The organism is Pseudomonas sp. Pseusp18 (assembly GCF_059506005.1).
Genome location: NZ_CP169240.1, coordinates 1,336,551 through 1,360,162, shown reverse-complemented (window position 1 = coordinate 1,360,162; position 23,612 = coordinate 1,336,551). Strand labels below are relative to the sequence as shown.

Below are 23,612 nucleotides of genomic sequence, written 5' to 3'. Positions count from 1 at the left end.
AGTCCGGCTGACGCGGTCTGCCTGACACACCGCAATCACTGGTTTGACGACCGCTACGCAGCCGAACGCAGCCTTCGGCTGCTGATACAAGGAATGCGTGTACCACTCGGTAACCGATTCGGTACACAGCCCATTTCACTAGGCGCTCAACCGCGCCGTCACCTCATTCAATTGCCCTGACAGCCCATGCAGGTTATGGCTGGCCGCTTCGGTGCGCTGCACGTTGTCCAGGTTGGTACTGGCGATGCTGGTGATTTCGGTGAGGTTGCGCGAGATGTCTTCGGCCACTGAAGTCTGCTCTTCTGCGGCGGTGGCGATCTGGCGGTTCATGTCGCGAATGGCTTCCACGGCATGGGTGATACGCTCGAGCATGGCGCCGGCCTGGGTCACTTGCTCGACGCTTTGCTCGCTGCGCGACTGGCCACTTTCGATGGCCTGGGCCGCATCCACCGCACCGGTTTGCACGGTTTGAATGATCTGGTTGATCTCGATGATCGACGCCGCCGTGCGCTGGGCCAGGCTGCGCACTTCATCGGCGACCACCGCAAAACCACGCCCGGCTTCACCGGCACGGGCCGCTTCGATTGCCGCGTTGAGCGCCAGCAGGTTGGTTTGTTCGGCGATGCCGCGAATCACTTCCAGCACCTTGCCGATGCGCCCGCTGTCTTCTTCCAGGCGACGGATGACCGTGGCGGTGTTGGCGATTTCGCCACGCATTTGGGTGATGGTGTGAATGGTGCCCTGCATGACCTTCTCGCCTTGCTGGGCGGACTGATCGGCATCGTCGGCCGCACGTGCCGCTTCGGCGGCGTGGCGCGCGACTTCTTGCGCGGTGGCGGACATTTCGTTCATCGCCGTGGCCACCTGATCGGTGCGATTGAACTGCTCGTTGGTGCCGCTGGCCATGAGGCCGGCAATCGAGTTCAGCTCACCGCTGGCACTGTCCAGGTCCGACGCGCTGCGCTGCAAACGACTGAAGGTTTCGGCGAGGAAATCGCGCAAGGTGTTGGCGGCCCTGGCCAGGTTGCCCAACTCGTCCTGACGGGTGCTGGCCACGCGTTCGGCGAACCGGCCCTGGCTGAGTTGCGCCACGTAGTCGATCAGTTTGCGGATCGGCTCCACCAGATTGCGATTGACCAGCCACAGACTCAACAAACCAATCAGCAGACCCGACACCAGCATCACCGCGATCCCCAGCAACACGGTGCGATCGGCACTGGCACTGATCAATTTCGATTGTTCGAAACTCTGCTTGCGCAGTTCACTGACCAGTTCATTCATCTGCTCGCTGGCAGCGCGGTCCACGCCCTTGACCGCATTGTCGCCGGCCGATGGGTCGGCACCAGCGGCCACGTAGGCATCACGGCCCTTCTGATACGCCGCACCTAATACACGATGCTCCTCACGCAGGCGTTCGATGCGGGTCTTGAGTTGCGGCTCCATCCCCTTCTGCCCGGCCAGTTCACCGAGGATACCCTGCACATTGCGCTGCCCCTCCTCGAACTGCTTCCAGTATTTGTCCAGATCCGCGGGTTGCTTGCCGCGCAGCAGGACGTTTTTCCACTCCTGGACCTGCACCTTGAATTGCAGGTTGGCTTCATCAATCAATTGCGAAGTGTGCAACGGGCCTTCAATCAGATTCGCGTAGCTCTGAACGCCGTTGGACAGAAAGTGAAAGCAGGCCAAAGCGATCAACAACATCGCCAACAGGCTGCCACTCAACAGGGCGAGAATTTGTGCTCGAAGGGACTTTTGCAAAGACATCGGGAAGTACTCGAAACAGGAATGAGGCACGCTGATGAAGGCGTGAAAAGTATCCGGACATCCCTGTCTGTCACATTGGCCCTTGGCCGAAGGCGCGCAAACTTAACCCAAGCTTGATCGGCGTTCCAGAGCGGTTCTTGAGGAGAATCCGACCATCGGTATCGCAATCGTTTGCGTACACCTCGCCGTCACAAAACCGTCATGAGCGCTTGCAATGATGGGGCTCAAGTGAACCTGTGAAACCCGCGACAGGCGCCTCCTCGCAGCGAGACTTCATGAACCACAGCATTGACCAACGCCATCGCGACTCCGACTTGTTCGGCCTGCTTTACGGTTTCAGTTTTCGCCCCGGCGAGCGTGGCCGAGAGATCGATTCGGCCAAGGCGTTGCACTGTCTGCAACAGCCCCAGGACAGCGACGAGTTCCTTTGGCTGCACCTGAACCTGGCCCATGCCGCGTGCGAGCGCTGGATGAAAAGCCATCTGGAATTGCCCGACGAGTTTTTCGAAGCCTTGCATGAAGGGTCCCGTTCAACGCGCATCGAGCATGTCGATTCGGCGTTGCTGGCGGTGGTCAACGACGTGGTGTTCAACCTCAGCAGCATGGTTTCCTCGGATGTCTCGACGTTGTGGGTCTGCGCCCGCAGTCGGCTGATCATCAGCGCGCGCCTGCAACCGCTGCACTCGGTGGACAAGCTGCGCTCTTCGGTGAAGGCCGGTGAATGCTTTCGCTCTCCGCTGGAATTGCTGGTGCATTTGCTGCGTGATCAGGGCGAAGTGCTGACGCAGATCGTGCGCAAGACCAGCCTCAGTGTCGATCAGATCGAAGATGAATTGCTGTCGTCGCGCCTGTCCACCAACCGCGCCGAACTGGGCGCCAACCGCCGGGTATTGGTGCGCCTGCAACGGCTGCTGGCGTTGGAGCCGGGCTCGTTGCTACGCCTGCTCAATCGCCCTCCGCAATGGTTGCAGAAGGAGGACGTCAAGGAGCTGCGCAAATCCACCGAGGAGTTTGCGCTGATCATCAACGACCTCACCGCGCTCGGTGAGCGGATCAAGCTCTTGCAGGAAGAAATCGCCGCCAATCTCAACGAACAGAGCAACCGCACGCTGTTCACCCTGACCGTGGTCACGGTGCTGGCGCTGCCGATCAACATCATTGCCGGTTTCTTCGGCATGAACGTCGGCGGAGTGCCGCTTGCCGGTGATCCGGAGGGGTTCTGGATTCTGGTGGCACTGGTGGCGACGTTTACCCTGATTGCCGGGCGCTGGGCGTTTCGTAAGCGACGTGATTATTAAGCAAAGTACCAAGGCCTTATCCCAATCCTGTGGCGAGGGGGCTTGCCCCCGTTGGGCTGCGTAGCGGCCCTTATCGGGTTTATTCATTCAAACCGCATTCTCTGGTTTTACGACTGCTTCGCAGCCGAACGGGGGCAAGCCCCCTCGCCACAGATATTTGCCTGCATTAACTTCTAGCCCCACAAAAAAACCAAACACTGACCCAGCGCAGTCTCACTGTAATATTTAGCAACGATCATGGGCGACACTCCTTCTCTGCTCAGGATTGTCCGGCATGGCTACGCCTTCCTTCACCGCCGCCTCCCAGGCGCCCGCCAGCGGCGCCAGGCCGCAGTTCGATAAAAAACCCGGCCTGCTCACCTTCGTGATGTTCTTTGCCGTGCTGGGCAGCGGACTGCTGTTCACCGCCTACAGCCTGATGCACGACATGAGCGAACTCGGCACGGTGGTCACCACCTGGACGCCGTTTCTGCTGTTGGGCGTCGCGCTGCTGATTGCCTTGGGCTTTGAGTTCGTCAACGGTTTTCACGACACCGCCAACGCCGTGGCGACGGTGATTTACACCCATTCCTTGCCGCCGAATTTCGCCGTGGCCTGGTCCGGGTTCTTCAACTTCCTGGGGGTGTTGCTGTCGAGCGGCGCGGTGGCGTTCGGCATCATCGCCCTGCTGCCGGTGGAGCTGATTCTGCAGGTCGGCTCCTCCGCCGGTTTCGCGATGATCTTCGCCCTGTTGATCGCCGCCATCCTGTGGAACCTCGGCACCTGGTGGCTGGGCTTGCCGGCCTCTTCGTCGCACACCCTGATCGGTTCGATCATCGGTGTCGGCGTGGCCAACGCCTTGATGCACGGCCGCGACGGCACCAGTGGCGTGGACTGGGCCCAGGCGACCAAGGTCGGTTACGCGTTGCTGCTGTCGCCGCTGATCGGCTTCGCATTCGCCGCGTTGTTGCTACTGGCGTTGCGTGTCTTCGTCAAAAATCGCGCACTGTACAAGGCGCCGAAAGGCGACACCCCGCCACCGTGGTGGATTCGCGGCATGTTGATTCTGACCTGCACCGGCGTGTCCTTCGCCCACGGCTCCAACGACGGCCAGAAAGGCATGGGCCTGATCATGCTGATTCTGGTGGGCACGCTGCCGATGGCGTATGCGTTGAACCGCACCATGCCGGCGGATCAGGCCTTGCAATTCGCCGCGGTGGCCGAAGTCACCCAGCAAGCCCTGATGAGAAACACACCACTGCCGATGCCCACCGATCCACGCCCGGTGCTGACCGACTACATGCGCAACAAGGAAGCCACCCCGCAACTGATCCCCGCCCTCGCCGCGCTGGCGGGCCAGATCGGTAACGAAGTGAAGGGTTACGGCTCGCTGTCGAAAGTCCCGGCAGAAGCGATGGGCAACGTGCGCAACGACATGTACCTGACCAGCGAAACCATTCGCCTGATGGACAAGAACAAGGTCGGAAACTTCGACACCGACACCACCGGCAAGCTGCAACTGTTCAAACAACAGATCGACAACGCCACGCGGTTCATTCCGCTGTGGGTGAAGATCGCGGTGGCCATCGCCCTGGGGCTTGGCACCATGGTCGGCTGGAAACGCATCGTGGTGACGGTCGGCGAGAAAATCGGCAAGACGCACCTGACCTATGCGCAGGGTGCTTCGGCAGAAACCGTGGCGATGCTGACCATCGGCGCCGCCGACATGTTCGGCCTGCCGGTATCGACCACTCATGTGTTGTCTTCAGGCGTGGCCGGGACCATGGTCGCCAACGGTGGTGGCTTGCAGATGAAGACCATCCGCAACCTGCTGATGGCCTGGGTGCTGACCTTGCCGGCGGCGATTGTGCTGTCGGGCAGCTTGTACTGGTTGTTCACCAAGCTGTTCTGATCAACCTGAACACCCACCCCCTGTAGGAGCGAGGCTTGCCCGCGAAGAATGCACCGCGGTCTACCCGAATGACCGCGTTATCGTTCTTCGCGGGCAAGCCTCGCTCCTACAGGGATTTTTTTGCCCGGCGAAAGCATTTCGTCGCAAATTCATGGGATTAATCGTTTATTGATCCCTCTCCCGCCGGATAGCACTTCAGTTTGCTACCGTGTTGCCGACTATTAAAAGACTCGATGTATTCAGGAGGGGAACCGTGAATCTGTATATCAATCAGCTTCAGAAGAAAGCTGACTTCAAAGAAGCCATCTACGCAGGCGACATCTTCCTGAACACTCAGCTACGCACGGCCAAAGAATTGTGTGCGTTTGCCCAAGAAAGCATCACTGCCGCCTTCGACGGCGAGACCAATCACCAGGCCCTGCACACGTTGATGCCGGTGGAAGAATTCGTGGTCCTGGTCACTCGCCTCAAGAGCCAGTTCACTAACAGCCAACGCGCCAAGGACTTGATTCTGGGCTTCATCGATGAAATCGGTGTCGACCCTCGCGAGTACATATTCGACGTGCCACGGATCCGCGTAGTGCCTAACTTCGACTACCTGCATGCCGGCGTCAGCTATGCCTACAAACCCCATCGCGACACCTGGTACGGCGGCGTCGACTGTCAGATCAACACCTGGATGCCGGTGCATACCATCAGCCCTGACCAGACCATGATGATCAATGGCGGTTATTTCGATGTACCGGTGAAGAACACTTCAAAGGATTGGAGCCTGTCCGACTGGATCAACAACCAGCGTCATAGGGCCAAGGAGAACCTCAAGGAAGAAGTACGGGTACACCCGGTTCCGCTGGAAGAGATCAATACTTCTTCGGAAATCCGCGTGGCCGGCAACACGGGCGACATGCTGATTTTTTCCGGTTCTCACCTGCATGGTACGGTTCCCAACTACACGCAACAGACCCGCTTCAGCGTGGACTTCCGCCTGATGCACCTTGACGACCTCAAGCACAAGCGCGGCGCGATCAACGTCGACAGCGCCTGCCCGGACGTCGGTGCTGGGTTCAACGATTATTTCCACGCTCACGACTTTTCGAAATTCCAAGGAATCCAGCAATGACCAAGCGTCGCATTACGCCCGCCGAGGCTCAATACAACGAAACCCGTGCCAATGTCCTGAAACGGGTCGACGCCGAGTATGTGGCCGACGCGCCATTTGTCTTCGCCCACCGCATCGGCGTGACCGCTGCACTGTCGCGCATGGAGTTGTTCAAGAAAGTCGCCGAGATCCCTGGCGCGATCATTGAATGCGGCGTGTACAAGGGCAACTCGCTGATGCTCTACATGCACCTGTCGATGATTCTGGAACCCTACGCGATCAACCGGTCGATCGTCGGCTTCGACACCTTCGAAGGCTTCCAGAGTATCGACAAGAAAGAAGACCCGGCGGACGTCAACGAGACCATGTTCTCCGACACCGACCAGTCGCTGATCCAGGACATGATCGACGCCAACGACCTGTTGCGCCCGGTCAACCGTATCCCGCGCTGCGAGCTGGTCAAAGGCGACATCGTCAAGACTGTGCCAGAGTGGGTCCAGACGCGTCCGGACCTGGTGGTGGCGATGCTGATCCTCGACACCGACCTGTACGAGTCGACCAAAGTCGCTCTGGAAACCTTCCTGCCGTACATGCCAAAAGGCGCGATCGTAGTGCTCGACGAAGTCGCTTACCGCAACTTCCCCGGCGAAACCAAAGCCCTGCGCGAAGTGCTCGACCTGAACAAGATCGAACTCAAGCGCCTGCCGTTCGATTCGTGCGTGGGCTACTTCCACGTTTGATGCACAAGTTCCTGTAAACAAAGATCAAAAGATCGCAGCCGAAGGCTGCGATCTTTGCTTTTACCCTTCCAAAGCCCTGCGCACCATCAACCGCTCCCGCACCACGTCGTAACCCCAGTGGTACACGTAGGTGTACGGCAGGAAAAACAGCAGCACGCCGATATCCAGCAGGAACGCCTGCCACAGGCTGATCTTCAGCCACCAGGCAATCAACGGCACCCCAAACGCCACCAGCCCGCCTTCGAACAACAGCGCATGCACCACGCGCACCCAAGCGTTACGCACAATGGCGAAGCGCTTGAGCAAACGGTCGAACAGGCCGTTGAAGACCACGTTCCAGGCCAGGGCAAGGGCTGCAATCGCCATGGTTGCCACGCCCATTTCCAGCATGGGTTTATCCATGACCCAGGCCAGCAGTGGAGTACAGATCAATATCGCCAGCAGTTCGAAACCGATGGCCTGGAGAATTCGTTCAGTGATGGATTTATTGGCGTTCATGGCCAGACTCCCTGAGTGACTGTGGTTGCCATGATCTGCCATCACATCGATACTTCATAACCAATAACCATCGATCAAGGCGATAGTTCATGGCTTCCCACGAAGTGTTGCTGGCGTTTGTAGAGGCCGCGACCCAAGGCTCGTTTTCCGCCGCGGCGCGCAAGCTCGGGCGCAGTCAGTCGACCATCAGCGCCGCCGTGGCGAGCCTGGAAATCGACCTGAACCTTGTCCTCTTCGACCGCAGCAGTCGCAAGCCGAGCCTGACTCCGGCCGGGCACGTCATGCTGCAACGGGCCGAGGAGATTCTGGCCGCCACCAGCCGTCTGGAAATGACCGCCAGCCAACTGTCCCAAGGCATCGAGCCAAAGTTGACCGTGGCGATTTCCGACACTTACCAGTCCGACCGTTTCGAAGCGGCGCTCAGTGCTTTCGAGCAGCGTTACCCGGACCTCGAACTTGAATGCCTGATCGCCGAATGCGATGACCTGGTGGCACTGGTGCAACGCGGCCGCGCGCACGTCGCCTTCGCCGAGATGCAAGACAGCTACCCGCCGGACCTGGTCAGCTCGACGGTGGACGAGCGCACGGAAATCGCCCTGTTCGTGTCCCACGCGCACCCGTTGGCGACGCTGAACGACATCGATCAGGACGTGCTGCAACAGCACCGCGAACTGCGTCTGGCGACGATCGTCAATCCGTATGAAAGCCGCGCGAAGGGGCGGGTCTGGTCGGCACCGAGTTACCTGATGCTGCTGGAAATGGCCCAGGGAGGGTTCGGCTGGGCACCGTTGCCGCGATGGCTGGTGGGGCGATTTGGGGCTGGCTCGTTGGTGGAATTGAAAGTGCGCGGCTGGCCGAAACCGGTGTATGTCGATGCGCTGTGGTCGCGTTTGCACCCGCCGGGGCCAGCGGGGAGTTGGTTATTGAGCAAGATGCTGGAATGAAGGTCCTGCGGACCTTATCGCGGGCAAGCCACGCTCCCACAGGATTGAGGCGATCACACCTTTGCGATTCGACACAACCCTGTGGGAGCGAGGCTTGCCCGCGATGGGGCCAGTGAAATCACATCACTCCAACGCCCGGAGCCGCCCCTCGATAAACCGCCGTTCCGGCACCTGCTGCGTCAATTCCAGCGCCCGCTGATACGCCGCTCGCGCCTCTTCCACCCTTCCCAACTGCCGGCAAAACTCTGCCCGTGCCGAATGCGCCAGGTGGTAATCCAGCAACTCGCCCCGGGCCAGAATCCCTTCGATCAACGTCAGCCCGACCTGCGGGCCATCGCGCCTGGACAGCGCCGCCGCGCGGTTCAGTTCGATCACCGGCGACGGCACCGCCCGCAGCAGCACGTCGTACAGACCGACAATCTGCGCCCAGTCCGTCTCTGCCGCCGAGAGCGCTTCGGCATGCACCGCGGCAATCGCCGCTTGCAGGCAATAAGGTCCGAAGCGCCGTGTCGTCAGCGCCCGCTCGATCAAGGCGCAACCTTCGGCAATCAGCTCGGCGTTCCACAACGAGCGATCCTGTTCATCCAGCACAATCAGCTCACCGCTCGCGGAGGTCCTGGCGAGGCGCCGAGACTCATGCAACAGCATCAGCGCCAGCAGCCCCATCACCTCCGGTTCAGGCAACAACTCCATCAACAACCGACCGAGACGAATCGCTTCGCGCGTCAGCTCTTCACGGGTCAGCTCGCTGCCGACAGACGCCGAGTACCCTTCGTTGAACACCAGGTAAATCACCCGCAACACGCTGTCGAGTCGCTCGGGAAGTTCCGCCAGGGTGGGCACTTGGTAAGGGATTTTCGCGTCACGGATCTTGGCCTTCGCCCGCACGATGCGCTGGGCGATGGTCGCCGGCGCCGAGAGAAATGCCCGGGCGATTTCTTCCGTGGTCAGGTCGCAGACTTCACGCAGAGTCAGCGGCACTTGAGCGTCCGCCGCCAGTGCCGGGTGGCAACAGGTGAAGATCAGGCGCAGGCGATCGTCTTCCACGTCTTCGTCACTCCAGTCGGCCTGCTCCAGCGCCTCCAGTTGAGCGATCAACAACGGCCGGGACGCGTTAAAACGCGCGCGCCGACGCAACACATCAATGGCCTTGAAACGACCGGTGGACACCAGCCAGGTGCGCGGATTGTCCGGCACACCGTCGCGCTGCCAGCGCTCGACCGCGACGAAGAACGCCTCGTGCAGCGCCTCTTCGGCGAGGTCGAAATCGCCGAGCAAGCGGATCAGAGTCGCCAGGATCCGCCGCGACTCGTCGCGGTAAACCTGCTCGACTTGCGCCCGTACCGATTCGCCCGGCATCAGTCCGGCATGCCTGGGGCCATTTTTCGCTGGACGGTTCGCACACTCATAAAAGAACTCCTGTTGTGATAGTTATTCAGACATTCAACTGGCGAACGGGCCGCACCTCGACGCAGCCGACCCGGGCCGCCGGAATGTTACCGGCGACCTGGAGGGCTTCATTGAGGTCCTTGGCATCGATCAGGTAGAAGCCGGCCAACTGCTCCTTGGTTTCAGCGAACGGGCCGTCGGTGATCGACATTTTGCCGTTGCGCATGCGCACGGTGGTCGCGGTCTGCACCGACTCCAGCGCTTCGGCGGCGATCATCCGGCCGCTGCCCTGGATCGACTCGGCATAGGCCATGCACTCGGCGTCGTTGGGGCTTTCGGGCAGTGAGTGCAATTCGTGCTCGTTGCTGTAGACCAGGCATAAATACTTCATGGGACTCTCCATTTCAGGCGGCTTTGCCGTGACCGAACTGATCAACTATGGCTGTCGATTGGCGCTTTGACGCTGCTTTCCGATAAACCGCCCGACCATCAGGGTTCCAGGTTGAACAGAGCCGCGCCGCTGGTCATGTCGAACGGAGCAGACCAGTGTTCGTGGACAATCTGCCAGAGCCCCGCTTCCTGCCGATAGCACGCGGTGACGCGCATCCAGCAAGCCTGGGTTTCACCCTTTTCATTGGTGCCGCCACAATGCGCCAGCCAGTGAGCGAAAGCGACCTCCTGCGACGGCACAATGTTGATCTCGTGAAATTCGAAAATATGCGGGCCGGGGCACATCTCCAGGCATTCCTGCCAATGCGCACGGTAGGCCGCCTTGCCCTTGAATTGCAGGGCTTTGACGGCATCGAAGGAGACGATGTCGTCGGCGTACAGGGCCATGACTTTTTCCACATCCTTGGCGATGACCGCCTGACGGTAGTTCTCGATCAAGTTATGGATTTGTGTCTGAGCGTTCATGAGGGTTCTCCACGTTTTTTGTTGAAGACACCTTTAGTCGTCTGGCGAAAAGCCAAATCGACAACCGAAATAAAAATAATCCATGGAGGCAAACTCGCTAGAATCCGAGGCTCATTTGTGTTGGAAAAAGGACACTCCAGTGACAGCCCGACTCGTGCCTTACGAAAGCCTGAACGCCTTGCAGCGCCAACAGGTCGAGGCCATCGAAATCCACGCCGAACAAATCAGATTCTCCGGTGACATCCACGGTGCATTGCACACCTTGCTGTCCAAACCGGGCCCTGGCGTCAAAGGCTTTGCCCTGCTGGCCGAAGAGGTTCCGGTGGCCTTCCTGCTGCTCAAGCGCCCGCCGGTGCTGCCGGCCTGGGCCGACGAACACAGCGCCACCCTGCACGCCCTGCAAGTCGATCGTCGCGCCCAGGGCAAAGGTTACGGCAAGGCCTGCCTGCAAGCCCTGCCCGATGTTGCGCGCCAAGCCTGGCCGGAAATCAAAGGGCTGGAATTGTCGGTGGATGCGGACAATGAATCGGCCATCGCGCTGTATGCCAAATACGGTTTTGTCGACAGCGGCGAAGCGTACAAAGGCCGGATCGGTTACGAACGACGGATGGGGCTGGTTTTCTGATTCATGGAGGGATGAACGAATGTTGAATTCAATCGAAGCGCTGGAAGCGATCTACGGCCTGCCCCATGAGCGCGCGGTACGCAAGCAGATCCCCTTTCTGAACGAGGACTATCAGGCGATGGTCCGCGCCTCGCCGCTGGTGATTATCAGCTCGGTCGGCCCCGACGGCATGGACGGTTCGCCGCGCGGCGATTTGCCGGGTTTCGTGCGGATCATCGATGAGCGCACGCTGGCGATCCCGGATCGCCCCGGTAACAACCGCATCGACACGTTGCGCAATGTCGTGCTCGACTCGCGAGTATCGCTGCTGTTCATCATTCCGGGAATTGGCGAGACATTGCGGGTCAACGGCACGGCGCAGATCAGCGCCGAGCCCGCATTGCTGGAAAGTTTTGCCGTCAATGGCAAACCGGCGCGCACAGTAATGCTGGTGACGGTGGAAGCGGCGTATTTCCATTGTTCGAAAGCGATTGTTCGTTCGGATTTGTGGAACCCCGAGCGCTACCTCGACCGCTCTGCCCTGCCAACCGCTGGCGCGTTTCACAAACGGCTGAACGATGGGCAGTTCGATGCCGAGACGTATGACCGGGAAGCACCGGCCAGGGTGCGCGATAGTCTCTATTAGAGGATTGGTCGTTACCACGCTCTGCGTTGGAACGATCAATCAGAGGGTGAGCACCATCTCATGCCACGCCATCCCGCCATGGTCGGACGCCGAAGGCTTGATGTAGACAAACCCAAACCCGGCATACAGCGCAATGTGCCGCTCTTTGCACATCAAATGGATGCTGGCCTTGTTCAATGCGCGCATGCGCTGGATGAATTCATCCATCAAGCGTTTTGCCAGGCCTTGCCCCTGATAATCCGGATGCACCACCACCGACATGATCACCACATGCGGGCCGGCCGGGTCGTGGCCGATCAGTTCCTTGAACGCCTCGTCCGACATTTCCACCTCGAACGCCGCACCGGAATTGACGAAACCGGCTACAACGCCATCCACTTCGGCGACGATGAAGCCCTCGGGCCAAGTGGCGATGCGGGTGGCGATTTTCTCGCGGGTGGCGGCTTCGTCGCCTTCGTAGGCAACGGTTTCGATGGCGTAGCAACGGTCCAGGTCAGCGGGAATGACGTGGCGGATGACGGTGTTCATGGCAGCTCGGAATCGGCGGGGGAAAGGCTGGGATCATAAATTAATAAGGTGTTCATATCGATCACGACAAGTGCCGTAAAGCCTTCGTATAGGCACTTTCATTGCGCGTCGCCCGGGGCTATTTGTGTTGCCTGTCTCTAGTCACCATGAGGGGAACACACCATGAGCAGCGTCCAAATCGGTCTTCTTATGCTGTTGGGCATCAGCACGTTCGGCTTCGTTTCTTTGGCGATCGACCTGTTGCGGGCGCGACGGGTGAACAAGGGCAAATAGTGCCCGCAGGACATTCAGAGGCGGCCGGTTGAGCCGCCTCCGCAGATGTGATCAGGACTTGATCGGCAGCCAGATTTCCAGCACGCCGGTATTGAGCTTCGGGTTGAAGTCTTCGCTGTAGCGTTCGAACTCCGGGGCATCCGCTGCCTCGTGACCGGACTGCGGCAACCAGGTGTTCCAGATGTACTGAAAGGTCTGGGGCAAGGTATCCAGCGAGCCCTTGTGCTCGAACACCGCGTAATACTGGGGCTGAATCTCGACCCAGCGGTATTTCTCGGGCAGGTCGTCGAGCTTGCTGATCTCGACGCCGGCGATGTATTCAAAACCGCCCTTGCCGTCCGGGTTGCAGCAAACGCCGTAGGTCACTTCGCCCTTTTGCCCGGGAACATTGCCGATGTGGGGAACGAATTTATCCCAGAGCTCGGGAATCTTGCCGGCCGTCTCTTGGGTAAATCGCCCGCCAAGCCCCGCTATGAGCATGAAGTGCCCATTTTCGAAGCGTGGTTCTACCGGTTCGACGCGTATTTGCTCATCCATGACTCGACTCCTGGGAACGAAAAAAGTGGGTTCGGCTGGGAGTATAGAGGCCAAACCCGATTCGCCCAGTCAGAGCGCGGGAAGCTGCCCGGCGGTGGACGCTCCGACAAACTCGTTGTAACCCGATAGAATCACGTACACCGCGAAATAGCAGAAGATCGCCGCCGATGCCATGTAGGAATAGCGCAGCAGTTTGTCACCGAGCAACTTGCCACCATGGCTCGCCGCGAAGCACAGCGTGACGCACCAGAGAATTCCCGCACAGAGAAATCCACCGAGAAACAACGCCGAGCTGAGGGTACCGCCGCCACCGGAACGGGCAATCAGGGTGCCGCCCACCGCGGCGAACCAGAGAATCGCACTGGGCGACGACATGGCGAGGAAAATCCCCCGCAAGAACTCTTTGCGATGGGAGTTGTGGCCAACGTTGGCGGTCGCGGCCAACACGGCATCGTGGTAGATCGCCGAATGAATCATCTTCGCCGCGAAGTACAGCAGCAACGCCGACCCGCCGATCCACAACACCCAACGCACGGTTTCGTATTGCAGCAATACGGTCATGCCGGCCAGTGCCAGCACTGCGTAAATCAGATCGCCGACGCAAGTCCCCAGCCCCAAGGCAAAACCCTGGAAATAGCCGCGCTGCATCGCCAGCGTGATCATCGCGATATTGGCCACGCCGATGTCCAGGCACAGTGAAAGGCTGAGCAGGAAGCCGCTGGTAAATTCCATCAACCCGTTTCCTTCGGAAAAAATTGTTCACGTAGAGGCTGGACAGTTTGCCACACCTGCCCTTACATTCCGCCACAGGCCACCGCAGTGGCCAGCGTCGCTCGGACGGTTCCGGGCGCTTACGTTATTCGAGGCAACAATGGCCGAACAAGGTTCGCCGCGCCGCTTTGCGCGCATAGATCGACTCCCTCCTTACGTTTTCAACATCACTGCCGAGCTGAAGATGGCCGCCCGTCGTCGTGGCGAAGACATCATCGACTTGAGCATGGGCAACCCCGACGGCGCCACGCCGCCGCACATTGTCGAAAAACTGGTCACCGTCGCCCAGCGCGAAGACACCCACGGCTACTCCACGTCCAAAGGGATTCCGCGCCTGCGCCGGGCGATTTCCAATTGGTACAAGGATCGCTATCAGGTTGATATCGACCCGGAAAGCGAAGCCATCGTCACCATCGGTTCCAAGGAAGGCCTGGCACATTTGATGCTGGCCACCCTCGACCAGGGCGACACCGTGCTGGTGCCAAACCCGAGCTACCCGATTCACATCTACGGTGCGGTGATTGCCGGTGCCCAGGTGCGATCGGTGCCGCTGATCCCTGGCGTGGATTTCTTCGCCGAGCTGGAACGGGCGATTCGCGGTTCGATCCCGAAACCGAAAATGATGATCCTCGGCTTCCCGTCCAACCCCACTGCCCAGTGCGTGGAGCTGGACTTCTTCGAACGGGTGATCGCCCTCGCCAAACAGTACGACGTTCTGGTGGTGCACGACCTGGCCTACGCCGACATCGTCTACGACGGCTGGAAAGCCCCGTCTATCATGCAGGTGCCCGGCGCCAAGGACATCGCGGTGGAGTTTTTCACCCTGTCCAAGAGCTACAACATGGCGGGCTGGCGCATCGGCTTCATGGTCGGCAACCCGGAACTGGTCAACGCTCTGGCGCGGATCAAGAGTTACCACGACTACGGCACCTTCACTCCACTGCAGGTCGCGGCCATTGCGGCGCTGGAAGGCGATCAGCAATGCGTGCGCGACATTGCCGAACAGTATCGCCAGCGTCGCAACGTGCTGGTCAAAGGTCTGCATGAACTGGGCTGGATGGTCGAGAACCCGAAGGCGTCGATGTACGTCTGGGCCAAGATTCCCGAGGCGTATGCACACCTGGGCTCGCTGGAATTCGCCAAGAAACTGCTGGCCGAGGCCAAGGTCTGCGTCTCGCCGGGTGTCGGGTTTGGTGAGTACGGGGACGATCATGTGCGCTTCGCGCTGATCGAAAACCAGGACCGGATTCGTCAGGCTGTACGCGGGATTCGCGGGATGTTCCGGGCGGATGGGTTAGTCACCAAAACCAACGCCTGACACACAAAAACCTGTGAGAACAAACATCTGTGGCGAGGGAGCTTGCTCCCGCTGGGTCGCGAAGCGGCCCCAAAACCAATCACCATGTTTTTTCAGATAGAACACGGTGGACGGATTTACGACTGCTGCGCAGCCGAGCGGGAGCAAGCTCCCTCGCCACAAAAAGCTTGCTCGACATTGGGTTAGATCTCACCCACAAAAAAACCGCATCGCTGCGGTTTTTTTTGTGCCTGCCAAATGTGTTTAGACGAACAACGACAACAGCAGGATGAAGCCCAAACCCACCACGGACAGGATGGTTTCCATCGCGGTCCAGGTCTTGAAGGTTTCCGCCACGGTCATGTTGAAGTACTGCTTCACCAGCCAGAAACCGGCGTCGTTGACGTGGGACAGGATCAACGAACCGGCACCGGTGGCCAGCACCAGCAGCTCACGGTTCACACCCGGAATCATCCCCACTACCGGCACCACGATGCCGGCGCCAGTGATGGTCGCCACGGTTGCCGAACCGGTCGCGATACGAATCACCGCTGCCACCAGCCAGGCCAGCAGGATCGGCGAGATCTGAGCCGCCACCGCCATGTGACCGATCACATCACCTACACCGCTGGTCACCAGCATCTGCTTGAAGCCGCCACCGGCACCGATGATCAGGATGATCGCGGCGGTCGGCGCAAGGCTTGCGTCCAGCCATTTGAGCATCTGTTGCGAACCGATGCCCTGCTTGTAGCCGAAGGTGTACAGCGACAGCAGCAATGCCAGCAGCAGCGCCGAGATCGGGTGACCGATCAGGTCCATGAAGGTGCGGAAGAAGTTGCCGTCCGGCAGCGCCACATCGGCAAAGGTCTTGAGCAGCATCAGGAACACAGGCGACAGCACGGTAACCAAGGTAATGCCGAAGCTAGGCAGATCGCCTGCATCCTCATCGCGCACCAGTTGATCCACCAGCTCCTGGTTCGGATGACCGGGAATGTGCTTGGCAATGAACGTACCGAAGATCGGACCGGCGATGATGGCGGTCGGCAGCGCAACGATCAGGCCGTAGAGAATGGTTTTACCGATATCGGCACCGAACACGCCAATGGCCAGCAACGGCCCCGGGTGCGGAGGCACCAGACCGTGCACGGCGGACAGACCGGCCAGCAGCGGGATACCGATCTTGATGATCGATACGCCGGTACGACGGGCGACGATGAACACCAGCGGGATCAGCAGCACGAAGCCGATTTCGAAGAACAGCGGGATGCCGACCAGGAAGGCCGCGAACATCATGGCCCACTGCACCTTGTCCTTGCCGAAGGCTCGAATCAGGGTCTGGGCAATCTGATCCGCCCCGCCGGACTCGGCCATCATTTTGCCGAGCATGGTGCCCAGCGCCAGAATGATCCCGACGAAACCGAGAACGCCGCCGAATCCATCCTGGAATGCCTTGATGATGGTGCCGATCGGCATGCCGGAGGTCAGCCCGAGGAACGCGGCGGCGATGATCAATGCAATGAACGGGTGAAACTTGAATTTGGTGATCAGGAAAATCAAGCCGATCACCGTGACCACTGCATCGAGCAGCAGAAACGTCTCGTGGGACATGCCAAACATGGGGGGTGTCTCCTGTTTGTTGTTGTTATTAAAGCGATTAATCAGAAGCCGTCAGGACAGCGCTATCTCTTGGAGCAAAACTCAACTGGCGAGTTTCAAGCCGTGATCGAGCCACCAGCGGTGGGCCTGAGCGGCCAATTCGTCGACGCTGTGGCTCGAAGCGTCCAGAGCCAGGGTCAGGGGCTCACCAACGGGCGATTCAAGGGTGGCGAACTGGCTGTCGATCAGGGTCGACGGCATGAAGTGGCCCGGCCGATGGGAGACACGATCGGCGGCGACTTCAGGGGTCAGCTCAAGGAACACAAAGCCCAGGCCCGGCAAGGCACTGCGCAAGCGTTCGCGGTAACTGTGTTTGAGTGCCGAACAGGTCAGCACCGGGCGCTCGCCACGGGCGTCGACGCGGCGCAGTTCATCGCACAGGCTGTCGAGCCAGCCGGCACGGTCTTCGTCGTTCAGGGGGATACCCGCGCTCATCTTTTCGATATTGGCGGCAGGGTGGAAAGTGTCGCCTTCAATGGCGGTCGCGCCGCTGAGCTGGCACAGGGCCTGGCTGACGCACGTCTTGCCGCAACCGGCAACGCCCATGATGACCAGGGCGGTGATGGAATGATTCATGTAACACCTCAGCGCGCAGACAGCGCTACCTTTGCTACGTAAAACTCTAGTGCAAAAGCAGATGTTGCCGACGCCTTCTTGTCATTTTTGTGGGTTGCAGCATGTTCGTTCCCGATGCCGAAAAGCGAGGATCAGGCAAACCCCGCTCACGCATTTGCAGCTGCATCGAGACAGCGCTACCTTAGTGCCTTGAATTTTGTTTGGCAAGCCGTCCGATGAATACCCCTAAAAACGATAAAAATACACGAACCACTGGCCGTCCCACCCTCAACGAAGTCGCACGCCTGGCCGGTGTCAGCCCGATTACCGCCTCCCGCGCCCTGCGTGGCGTCAGCACGGTGGCCACCGAACTGGTGGAAAAAGTCCAGAAGGCTGCCCTCGAGTTGAACTACGTGGTCAACCCCGCCGCACGCGCGTTGGCCTCGGCCCAGAGCCATTCCGTCGTGGTGTTGGTACCGTCATTATCCAACCTGCTGTTCATCGACACGCTGGAAGCCATTCATCAGGTTTTGCGACCAAAGGGCTTCGAAGTGCTGATCGGTAACTACCACTACTCGCGCGATGAAGAAGAAAACCTGCTGCGCAACTACATGGCTTATCAGCCGCGCGGCTTGCTGCTGACCGGTTTCGACCGTACCGAAAGTTCGCGGCGGATGATCGAGGCCAGCAACATTCCCTGCGTCTACATGATGGAGCTGGACAGTGCGGCGGGACTCAATTGCGTCGGTTTTTCGCAACTGGCCGCCGGCGAAACGGCGGCCGAGCATTTGCTGTCACGCGGTCGCAAACGCCTGGCTTACATCGGTGCGCAACTGGACCAGCGCACGTTGCTGCGGGGCGAAGGTTTCCGCCGCGCGCTGCAAAAGGCCGGTTTGTATGATCCTGATCTGGAAGTGCTGACCCCGCGCCCCTCCTCCGTCGGTTTGGGCGGTGAGCTGTTTCTGCAACTGCTGGCCAGTCATCCGGACCTCGATGCGATCTTCTTCGGCAACGACGACCTGGCCCAGGGCGCATTGCTCGAAGCCTTGCGCTGTGGGATCAAGATCCCCGAACAGGTGGCGATCCTCGGCTTCAACGACCTGCCCATGTCCGAACACATGGTGCCGCGCCTAAGTAGCATCAATACGCCTCGAGAGGCCATTGGCCGTCGTTCGGCCGAGTTGATGCTGACCTTGATGGCCGGCAATTCGGTGGCCAAACCAGTGCAGGACATGGGGTTTGAATTGAAGGTGCGCGAGAGCACCTGATACGCAATCGTCCCTTTGCTCGTGCTAGATTCCCGGCACACCTGTAACAGCAAACGGAGAAGCTCAATGGGACATGCGCTGAAGATTTTGGGTCGGGCCTCGTCAATCAACGTCAGAAAGGTCCTGTGGGCCTGCGACGAACTGGGCGTTTCCTACGAACGGGAAGACTGGGGCAGCGGTTTTGCCTCGACCCAGAGTCCGGAATTTCTCCAGCTCAACCCTAACGCACAGGTGCCGGTGCTCATCGACGAAGCCGGCGTGCTGTGGGAGTCCAACACCATCTGCCGCTATCTGGCGGGCAAATACCAAAACACCGACCTGTTGCCCATCGAGCCGGCGGCGCGCGCTCGGGTGGAACAGTGGATGGATTGGCAAGCCACCGAACTCAATCCGTCCTGGGGCTACGCCTTTTTTGCGCTGGTGCGGCAATTGCCGAACTTCCAGGACTCGCAGCGGATCGCCGATGGCGTTCGCGGCTGGAACGCGAAAATGGGCATCCTCGAACAGCAACTCGCGTCGACCGGTGCGTATGTCGCCGGACCTCGGTTCACCCTGGCCGATATCCTCATCGGCTTGTCGGTCAACCGCTGGCGGATGACCCCGATGGAGCGCCCGGACTATCCCGCCGTCGACGCGTATTGCCAACGACTGGCGCTGCGACCGGGGTTCATGGAACACGCCTGCAACGGCGTGCCATAACGCCAAACCCGCTCCCTCTGCCCTTCCATAAAAAGAGAACCCCATGAACGGACTCAACGTACTGCTGACCGGCGCCTGCGGCAGAATCGGCAAAACCTTTTTTGAAGCTTCGCAGGACCGCTACACCTTCGTGCTGACGGATCGCATCGAGCCCGACTTCAATGTCGAAGCACCGCATCGCTTTGTACGCCTGGACCTGTCCGACCTCACCGCCATAAGCGAAGTGCTGAAAGGCATCGACGTCATTGTGCATCTGGCCGGCATCCCTCACGCCACCGCCTCTTTCGATGAGTTACTGCCCAACAATATTCTGGCCACCACTTACCTGTTCGAAGCCGCCGTGGCTGCGGGTTGTAAACGATTGGTGTTCGCCAGCAGCGCGCAGACCATCGAGGGCTATCCGGTGGACCGGCAGATCACACCGGGCATGCAGGTGATGCCGGCCAATCTGTATGGCGTCAGCAAGTGTTATGGCGAAGCCTTGTGTGCGTTCTACGCTGCCAAACACAACCTCTCGAGCATTGCCATACGCATCGGCGCTTTCGAGTTTGCGGACCGTCACGAATTGACCAACGCTCGCGACCTGAGTGCATGGCTCAGCCCTCGTGATGCAGTGCAGTTGCTGCAACTCTCTGTGGAGGTCGAAGGTGTGCAACACCTGATCGCCCACGGTATTTCCAATAACCGTTTCAAACGCCTGGACCTCAGTGAAACTACCCGGGTGTTGGGTTATAGGCCGGTGGACGATGCATTTCAGGAGTTCGACATTCCCATTGGGTTTCCTTGACGGTGCGTCTCCAGAATCCGGGCAACGTGGTTCTTGCGCTGTAGCCTGAGGTCGGTCGACCTCTGCCGCTCGGCGGCAAGGGTTGATCGCCCTCCTTTTCAGTTCCCGGACGAATCAGCCGATAACTGATGTTCTGCGAGCATCCTCAGCAGCGCCCGCACCGCCGCCGAAGGTTCTTTGTCGGGCGCGACCACCAAGGCAAACTCCCGGTCGATGCGCGGCGTCACCGGCACTATCCGCAAGCCTTGGCGATTAGTCGGCAGGGTCATTTCCGGTACCAGGGTCACGCCGATGTTTTCCCGCACCAGGGTGAACGCACTGCTCCACTCACGCACCTCGGCCCGCACATCCAGCAGTTGCAATCCGGCATCAGCCGCCAGGCTGCGCGCATTGGTCGAACACCCGCCCGTGGCCAGCACGAAGGGTTGCTCCACCAGTTCCGCCAGTGAGACGCCCTCTTCATTCGAGCGACGCGCCAGAGGATGGCCACCGGGCAGAACCGCCACCCAGGCATCACGCCCCAAACGCCCGACATTACGCGCGGGTGCCGGATTCAACGCCACACCGACATCCACCAGCCCGGCACTGAGCAACGTTTCCACTTCATCATCGCTGACCTCCAGCGCCACCACTTGAATGCCGGGATACAGCCGATTGAACTGGCGTAACAGTGACGGCAGGAACGTCGTCAGCACCAAAGGAAAACTGGCCAGACGAATCGTCCCGCGCTGAATGCCTTTAGCGGCATCGACGGTGCTGCGAATATTTTCCAGGGCACCAAGCATGGTTCGCGCCTGTTCGATCACCGGCAAGCCAATGGCGGTCGGCAAGGTCTGGCGATTTTCCCGGCTGAACAGCTGAACGCCCAGGGTTTCTTCGATCAAGGCCAGTGCCTGGCTGGCACCGGACTGAGTCATGCCGACCCGCTCAGCGGCGCGGGTAATGTTGCCGGTATCGGCCACCGCCACCACCATTCGCCAATGCATCAGGTTCATCATGACAGTAGCTTTCCTAATGGCAGTTTTCTGAAAGATTAATTTTACCGAGGGTGCCGCGCACTATGACACTGGCGCAAATCCGCAACCAGAGCACTGCCCATGAAGTTGTATTACGCCCCCCAAGCCTGCTCATTGGCGCCGCACATCGTGCTGCGCGAACTGGAGCTGCCGTTCGAGTTGGTCCGCGTCGACAACAGCAGCAAGAAAACCGTCACCGGCGATGACTTCCTCGCCATTAACCCCAAAGGCTACGTCGCGGCATTGCAACTGGATAACGGCGATGTGCTGACCGAAGGCCCGGCGATCCTGCAGTACCTGGCGGATCTGCACCCGGAGGCAAACCTGGCACCGACGAGCGGAACGTTCGAGCGGGTGCGGTTACAGGAATGGCTGAACTTCGTTTCGACCGAGATTCATGGCGGGCTGGGTTGGCTGTTCAATCCGCAGTTTGCGGACGAGGTGAAGGCGCTCATCAAAGAGAAGCTGTTCAAGCGCTTTGCCGTGTTGAGCCGGACGCTGGAGCGGCAGGATTACTTGATGCCCGGTGGGTTCAGCATTGCCGATGCGTATCTGTTTACGGTGTTGCGTTGGGCTCGGCTGTTTGCAATTGATCTGGATGATTGGCCGGCGTTGGCCCGGTTTCAGGCGCGGGTTGATCACCGGCCAAGCGTGAAAGCGGCGTTGGCGGCAGAGTTGGTGTAAGGCTTTAGATCGCTTCGCGGGCAAGCCCGCGATAGCTATCTATCAAACACCGCTGAACTACAAACTCGCACTCACTTTGCTCGCCACCTCACCCGGCACCCAGCCCTTCCACACTTGCGGCTGATCGCGCAAAAACGCTTCGGCGACCTGACGCGGTTGCTGGCGTTTTTCGCTCATCTGCCCCAGGGTCTGGTTCAGCAGATCGATCGGCAAATCGACCTTTTCGAAGAACGCCACCAGGTCCGGGTACTGCGCCTTGAACGGTGCCGACACGCCGATGGCCAGGCTGGCCGGCATCGAACGCGTGCCCTTGGGGTTCGGATTGTTGGCATCGGCCAGGGTTTTCCAGGCTTGCGCGTCGAACGGTGGCTCTTCGAGTTTCACCAGTTTGAAGCGACCCAACAGTGGCGTCGGCGACCAGTAGTAGAACAGCACCGGTTTACCCCGGCGGATCGATGAAGCGACCTCGGCATCCAGCGCCGCGCCGGAACCGGTGCGGAAGTTGACGTAGCTGGCGGTCAGGTCATAGGCCTTGAGTTTCTGGCTGTTGACGATCTCCGACGTCCAGCCGGTCGGGCTGTTGAGGAAACGTCCGCGGCTTGGGTCTTCGGGGTCGCGGAATACGTCCTTGTAGCGGGCCAGGTCGGCGACGGATTTCAGCTCCGGCGCCAAGGGCTTAATGCCGCGTTCCGGGTCGCCCTTGATCACGTATTCCGGCACCCACCAGCCTTCGGTGGCGCCTTTGACGGTATCGCCCAAACCAAACACTTTGCCCTCCGATGCCGCCTTGACCCAGGCCGGACTGCGCCCGGCCCACTCTTCGCCGATCACCTGAATGTCGTTCTTGGCCAACGCGGCTTCGAGGCTGACGGTGCTGCCGGGCAAGGTGTCGGTTGGATAGCCATAACCTTTCTCGACGATCAGCCGCAGGATCTCGGTGATCAGGCTGCCGCTTTCCCAGGTGATGTCGCCGAAATGGATGGGTGTGGTTTTTTCTGCGGCGGGAACGTGGCCAGCCACAAGGCTCAGGGCCAGCAGCGAACTGCCGAGCAAGGTTTTGATCGATCTCATGCGGACCTCCGGGTCTGGGGTGTTCGGTTCAAGGACATTCGGTTCAAGGGTTCGTTGGCGCTGTGCAGCGCGCACAGTGCCTGGGAACGGGTCATGTAGACGCTGACCGAGCGCTGGGAAATGCCCAGTTCGGCGGCGATTTGTGGGTAGGTCAGGCCATCGATTCTCGACAACAGAAACGTTGCCCTGACCTTGCCCGGCAGACGGTCGAGGGTTCGATCCAGGCGCTTCAGGGTCTGGGAGAACTGCGCCAGGTCTTCAGGCGATGGCCCGCCGAGCGGGTCAACTGGCTGTAACTGGTCGAGGTGTTGGCGTTCCAGGTCCCGGCGGCGCCACAGCTGATAAATCAATCGCTGGGCGATGGTGGTGAGCAAGGCGCGGGGTTCGCGAATCGGCGTCAGGCCTGGCGACTCGAGCAGTTGCACGAAGGTTTCGGCGGCAATGTCTTCGACACTGGGACTGGCTCCCAGATGTCGGCGCAGACGTGCGCATAGCCAGGTGTAGTGGGCGCGAAACAATCCGCCCACGTCGTTGCGATGGAAAAGGTCGGCGCCGGACATAGGGGCTCCTTGGGTTAGGGTCGCTGAATGTCCGGTGATCCGGTGGCGCGATCCTAGCAAGGAGCCTTATTCATTAAAAATACTAAAAATGAATTTTTATATTCCATAAATGAATTATGTAG

Annotated in this window: 25 protein-coding genes; 12 read left to right on the top strand and 13 right to left on the bottom strand. The window is 59.7% G+C overall.

Features of this window, described 5'->3' with window-relative positions; all coding sequences use genetic code 11:
• Window positions 1-138: 138 nt before the first annotated feature.
• On the bottom strand, window positions 139-1,764 hold the full coding sequence (locus ACEN9A_RS05975) for a methyl-accepting chemotaxis protein (protein WP_258672641.1): 1,626 nt from the start codon (window positions 1,762-1,764) through the stop codon (window positions 139-141).
• A gap of 275 nt (window positions 1,765-2,039) precedes the next feature.
• Between ACEN9A_RS05975 and ACEN9A_RS05970 the strand changes: the two genes are divergently transcribed.
• The 4 genes from ACEN9A_RS05970 to ACEN9A_RS05955 all read left to right on the top strand — a co-directional run bounded on the left by ACEN9A_RS05970 (window position 2,040) and on the right by ACEN9A_RS05955 (window position 6,792).
• Complete coding sequence (locus ACEN9A_RS05970) at window positions 2,040-3,062, top strand: transporter (protein WP_019651735.1); 1,023 nt, start codon at window positions 2,040-2,042, stop codon at window positions 3,060-3,062.
• A gap of 274 nt (window positions 3,063-3,336) precedes the next feature.
• A complete protein-coding gene (locus ACEN9A_RS05965) occupies window positions 3,337-4,953 on the top strand; it encodes an inorganic phosphate transporter (RefSeq protein WP_019651734.1) in 1,617 nt (538 codons plus the stop codon).
• A 253-nt stretch (window positions 4,954-5,206) separates the two neighbouring features.
• Complete coding sequence (locus ACEN9A_RS05960; RefSeq protein WP_019651733.1) at window positions 5,207-6,073, top strand: 2OG-Fe(II) oxygenase family protein; 867 nt, start codon at window positions 5,207-5,209, stop codon at window positions 6,071-6,073.
• Window positions 6,070-6,792, top strand: a complete 723-nt coding sequence (locus ACEN9A_RS05955) for a TylF/MycF/NovP-related O-methyltransferase (protein ID WP_019651732.1) — start codon at window positions 6,070-6,072, stop codon at window positions 6,790-6,792. The genes ACEN9A_RS05960 and ACEN9A_RS05955 overlap by 4 nt, the downstream gene beginning before the upstream one ends.
• Window positions 6,793-6,852: 60 nt before the next feature.
• Here ACEN9A_RS05955 and ACEN9A_RS05950 read toward each other — a convergent pair whose 3' ends face one another.
• Window positions 6,853-7,290 (bottom strand): multidrug/biocide efflux PACE transporter, encoded by a 438-nt coding sequence (locus tag ACEN9A_RS05950; protein WP_258672639.1) that lies wholly within the window; start codon window positions 7,288-7,290, stop codon window positions 6,853-6,855.
• 89 nt (window positions 7,291-7,379) lie between these two features.
• On the opposite strand from ACEN9A_RS05950, the gene ACEN9A_RS05945 reads away from it, so the two are divergent.
• Window positions 7,380-8,234: a LysR family transcriptional regulator gene (locus ACEN9A_RS05945; RefSeq protein WP_019651730.1), complete on the top strand. Its 855-nt coding sequence runs from the start codon at window positions 7,380-7,382 to the stop codon at window positions 8,232-8,234.
• Window positions 8,235-8,357: 123 nt separating this feature from the next.
• Here the strand turns inward: ACEN9A_RS05945 and ACEN9A_RS05940 are convergent, their stop codons facing one another.
• From ACEN9A_RS05940 to ACEN9A_RS05930, 3 genes are all read right to left on the bottom strand, one after another.
• Complete coding sequence (locus ACEN9A_RS05940; protein WP_258672638.1) at window positions 8,358-9,593, bottom strand: RNA polymerase sigma factor; 1,236 nt, start codon at window positions 9,591-9,593, stop codon at window positions 8,358-8,360.
• A gap of 76 nt (window positions 9,594-9,669) precedes the next feature.
• Complete coding sequence (locus ACEN9A_RS05935) at window positions 9,670-10,014, bottom strand: YciI family protein (RefSeq protein WP_019651728.1); 345 nt, start codon at window positions 10,012-10,014, stop codon at window positions 9,670-9,672.
• Window positions 10,015-10,112: 98 nt separating this feature from the next.
• Window positions 10,113-10,538: a YybH family protein gene (locus ACEN9A_RS05930; RefSeq protein WP_258672637.1), complete on the bottom strand. Its 426-nt coding sequence runs from the start codon at window positions 10,536-10,538 to the stop codon at window positions 10,113-10,115.
• Between the two features lie 139 nt (window positions 10,539-10,677).
• Here ACEN9A_RS05930 and ACEN9A_RS05925 point away from each other — a divergent pair, with 139 nt between their 5' ends.
• Both ACEN9A_RS05925 and ACEN9A_RS05920 read left to right on the top strand, forming a co-directional pair.
• Window positions 10,678-11,163, top strand: a complete 486-nt coding sequence (locus ACEN9A_RS05925; RefSeq protein WP_258672636.1) for a GNAT family N-acetyltransferase — start codon at window positions 10,678-10,680, stop codon at window positions 11,161-11,163.
• A gap of 19 nt (window positions 11,164-11,182) precedes the next feature.
• Window positions 11,183-11,788, top strand: a complete 606-nt coding sequence (locus tag ACEN9A_RS05920) for a pyridoxamine 5'-phosphate oxidase family protein (RefSeq protein ID WP_258672635.1) — start codon at window positions 11,183-11,185, stop codon at window positions 11,786-11,788.
• Between the two features lie 39 nt (window positions 11,789-11,827).
• On the opposite strand, the gene ACEN9A_RS05915 is transcribed toward ACEN9A_RS05920, so the two are convergent.
• The 3 genes from ACEN9A_RS05915 to ACEN9A_RS05905 all read right to left on the bottom strand — a co-directional run bounded on the left by ACEN9A_RS05915 (window position 11,828) and on the right by ACEN9A_RS05905 (window position 13,858).
• Window positions 11,828-12,316, bottom strand: coding sequence for a GNAT family N-acetyltransferase (locus ACEN9A_RS05915; protein WP_258672634.1), 489 nt, complete (start codon window positions 12,314-12,316; stop codon window positions 11,828-11,830).
• A 324-nt stretch (window positions 12,317-12,640) separates the two neighbouring features.
• Complete coding sequence (locus tag ACEN9A_RS05910) at window positions 12,641-13,126, bottom strand: GyrI-like domain-containing protein (RefSeq protein ID WP_258672633.1); 486 nt, start codon at window positions 13,124-13,126, stop codon at window positions 12,641-12,643.
• A gap of 69 nt (window positions 13,127-13,195) precedes the next feature.
• Window positions 13,196-13,858 carry a LysE family translocator gene (locus ACEN9A_RS05905; protein WP_258672632.1) on the bottom strand — a complete coding sequence of 221 codons (663 nt, stop codon included), beginning with the start codon at window positions 13,856-13,858 and terminating at the stop codon, window positions 13,196-13,198.
• Window positions 13,859-13,997: 139 nt separating this feature from the next.
• On the opposite strand from ACEN9A_RS05905, the gene alaC reads away from it, so the two are divergent.
• Entirely contained in the window at window positions 13,998-15,215 is a 1,218-nt protein-coding gene (alaC, locus tag ACEN9A_RS05900; RefSeq protein WP_019651722.1) for an alanine transaminase, read from the top strand.
• A gap of 243 nt (window positions 15,216-15,458) precedes the next feature.
• Here alaC and ACEN9A_RS05895 read toward each other — a convergent pair whose 3' ends face one another.
• Both ACEN9A_RS05895 and ACEN9A_RS05890 read right to left on the bottom strand, forming a co-directional pair.
• Entirely contained in the window at window positions 15,459-16,811 is a 1,353-nt protein-coding gene (locus ACEN9A_RS05895; protein WP_019651721.1) for a GntP family permease, read from the bottom strand.
• A gap of 81 nt (window positions 16,812-16,892) precedes the next feature.
• Window positions 16,893-17,426 carry a gluconokinase gene (locus ACEN9A_RS05890; RefSeq protein WP_019651720.1) on the bottom strand — a complete coding sequence of 178 codons (534 nt, stop codon included), beginning with the start codon at window positions 17,424-17,426 and terminating at the stop codon, window positions 16,893-16,895.
• A 215-nt stretch (window positions 17,427-17,641) separates the two neighbouring features.
• Between ACEN9A_RS05890 and gntR the strand changes: the two genes are divergently transcribed.
• From gntR to ACEN9A_RS05875, 3 genes are all read left to right on the top strand, one after another.
• Window positions 17,642-18,673, top strand: a complete 1,032-nt coding sequence (gntR, locus tag ACEN9A_RS05885; protein ID WP_258672629.1) for an HTH-type transcriptional regulator GntR — start codon at window positions 17,642-17,644, stop codon at window positions 18,671-18,673.
• Window positions 18,674-18,739: 66 nt separating this feature from the next.
• Complete coding sequence (locus ACEN9A_RS05880; protein ID WP_028939399.1) at window positions 18,740-19,372, top strand: glutathione S-transferase family protein; 633 nt, start codon at window positions 18,740-18,742, stop codon at window positions 19,370-19,372.
• A gap of 43 nt (window positions 19,373-19,415) precedes the next feature.
• A complete protein-coding gene (locus tag ACEN9A_RS05875; RefSeq protein WP_018926442.1) occupies window positions 19,416-20,159 on the top strand; it encodes an NAD-dependent epimerase/dehydratase family protein in 744 nt (247 codons plus the stop codon).
• Window positions 20,160-20,257: 98 nt separating this feature from the next.
• Here ACEN9A_RS05875 and ACEN9A_RS05870 read toward each other — a convergent pair whose 3' ends face one another.
• Window positions 20,258-21,157 carry a LysR family transcriptional regulator gene (locus ACEN9A_RS05870; RefSeq protein ID WP_258672628.1) on the bottom strand — a complete coding sequence of 300 codons (900 nt, stop codon included), beginning with the start codon at window positions 21,155-21,157 and terminating at the stop codon, window positions 20,258-20,260.
• A gap of 99 nt (window positions 21,158-21,256) precedes the next feature.
• Between ACEN9A_RS05870 and gstA the strand changes: the two genes are divergently transcribed.
• Window positions 21,257-21,859, top strand: a complete 603-nt coding sequence (gene gstA / locus ACEN9A_RS05865; RefSeq protein ID WP_258672627.1) for a glutathione transferase GstA — start codon at window positions 21,257-21,259, stop codon at window positions 21,857-21,859.
• Window positions 21,860-21,916: 57 nt separating this feature from the next.
• On the opposite strand, the gene ACEN9A_RS05860 is transcribed toward gstA, so the two are convergent.
• Together ACEN9A_RS05860 and ACEN9A_RS05855 are read right to left on the bottom strand one after the other, a co-directional pair.
• A complete protein-coding gene (locus ACEN9A_RS05860) occupies window positions 21,917-22,930 on the bottom strand; it encodes an ABC transporter substrate-binding protein (protein ID WP_019651714.1) in 1,014 nt (337 codons plus the stop codon).
• Complete coding sequence (locus tag ACEN9A_RS05855) at window positions 22,927-23,490, bottom strand: sigma-70 family RNA polymerase sigma factor (RefSeq protein WP_258672626.1); 564 nt, start codon at window positions 23,488-23,490, stop codon at window positions 22,927-22,929. Before ACEN9A_RS05855 ends, ACEN9A_RS05860 begins: the two co-directional genes overlap by 4 nt.
• Between the last annotated feature and the right edge of the window lie 122 nt (window positions 23,491-23,612).

Coding starts and splice junctions, on each gene's coding strand:
- ACEN9A_RS05975 (WP_258672641.1), bottom strand. CDS start 1,764: ATGTCTTTGCAAAAGTCCCTTCGAGCACAAATTCTCGCCCTGTTGAGT.
- ACEN9A_RS05970 (WP_019651735.1), top strand. CDS start 2,040: ATGAACCACAGCATTGACCAACGCCATCGCGACTCCGACTTGTTCGGC.
- ACEN9A_RS05965 (WP_019651734.1), top strand. CDS start 3,337: ATGGCTACGCCTTCCTTCACCGCCGCCTCCCAGGCGCCCGCCAGCGGC.
- ACEN9A_RS05955 (WP_019651732.1), top strand. CDS start 6,070: ATGACCAAGCGTCGCATTACGCCCGCCGAGGCTCAATACAACGAAACC.
- ACEN9A_RS05950 (WP_258672639.1), bottom strand. CDS start 7,290: ATGAACGCCAATAAATCCATCACTGAACGAATTCTCCAGGCCATCGGT.
- ACEN9A_RS05945 (WP_019651730.1), top strand. CDS start 7,380: ATGGCTTCCCACGAAGTGTTGCTGGCGTTTGTAGAGGCCGCGACCCAA.
- ACEN9A_RS05940 (WP_258672638.1), bottom strand. CDS start 9,593: ATGCCGGGCGAATCGGTACGGGCGCAAGTCGAGCAGGTTTACCGCGAC.
- ACEN9A_RS05935 (WP_019651728.1), bottom strand. CDS start 10,014: ATGAAGTATTTATGCCTGGTCTACAGCAACGAGCACGAATTGCACTCA.
- ACEN9A_RS05930 (WP_258672637.1), bottom strand. CDS start 10,538: ATGAACGCTCAGACACAAATCCATAACTTGATCGAGAACTACCGTCAG.
- ACEN9A_RS05920 (WP_258672635.1), top strand. CDS start 11,183: ATGTTGAATTCAATCGAAGCGCTGGAAGCGATCTACGGCCTGCCCCAT.
- ACEN9A_RS05915 (WP_258672634.1), bottom strand. CDS start 12,316: ATGAACACCGTCATCCGCCACGTCATTCCCGCTGACCTGGACCGTTGC.
- ACEN9A_RS05910 (WP_258672633.1), bottom strand. CDS start 13,126: ATGGATGAGCAAATACGCGTCGAACCGGTAGAACCACGCTTCGAAAAT.
- ACEN9A_RS05905 (WP_258672632.1), bottom strand. CDS start 13,858: ATGGAATTTACCAGCGGCTTCCTGCTCAGCCTTTCACTGTGCCTGGAC.
- alaC (WP_019651722.1), top strand. CDS start 13,998: ATGGCCGAACAAGGTTCGCCGCGCCGCTTTGCGCGCATAGATCGACTC.
- ACEN9A_RS05895 (WP_019651721.1), bottom strand. CDS start 16,811: ATGTTTGGCATGTCCCACGAGACGTTTCTGCTGCTCGATGCAGTGGTC.
- ACEN9A_RS05890 (WP_019651720.1), bottom strand. CDS start 17,426: ATGAATCATTCCATCACCGCCCTGGTCATCATGGGCGTTGCCGGTTGC.
- gntR (WP_258672629.1), top strand. CDS start 17,642: ATGAATACCCCTAAAAACGATAAAAATACACGAACCACTGGCCGTCCC.
- ACEN9A_RS05880 (WP_028939399.1), top strand. CDS start 18,740: ATGGGACATGCGCTGAAGATTTTGGGTCGGGCCTCGTCAATCAACGTC.
- ACEN9A_RS05875 (WP_018926442.1), top strand. CDS start 19,416: ATGAACGGACTCAACGTACTGCTGACCGGCGCCTGCGGCAGAATCGGC.
- ACEN9A_RS05870 (WP_258672628.1), bottom strand. CDS start 21,157: ATGATGAACCTGATGCATTGGCGAATGGTGGTGGCGGTGGCCGATACC.
- gstA (WP_258672627.1), top strand. CDS start 21,257: ATGAAGTTGTATTACGCCCCCCAAGCCTGCTCATTGGCGCCGCACATC.
- ACEN9A_RS05860 (WP_019651714.1), bottom strand. CDS start 22,930: ATGAGATCGATCAAAACCTTGCTCGGCAGTTCGCTGCTGGCCCTGAGC.
- ACEN9A_RS05855 (WP_258672626.1), bottom strand. CDS start 23,490: ATGTCCGGCGCCGACCTTTTCCATCGCAACGACGTGGGCGGATTGTTT.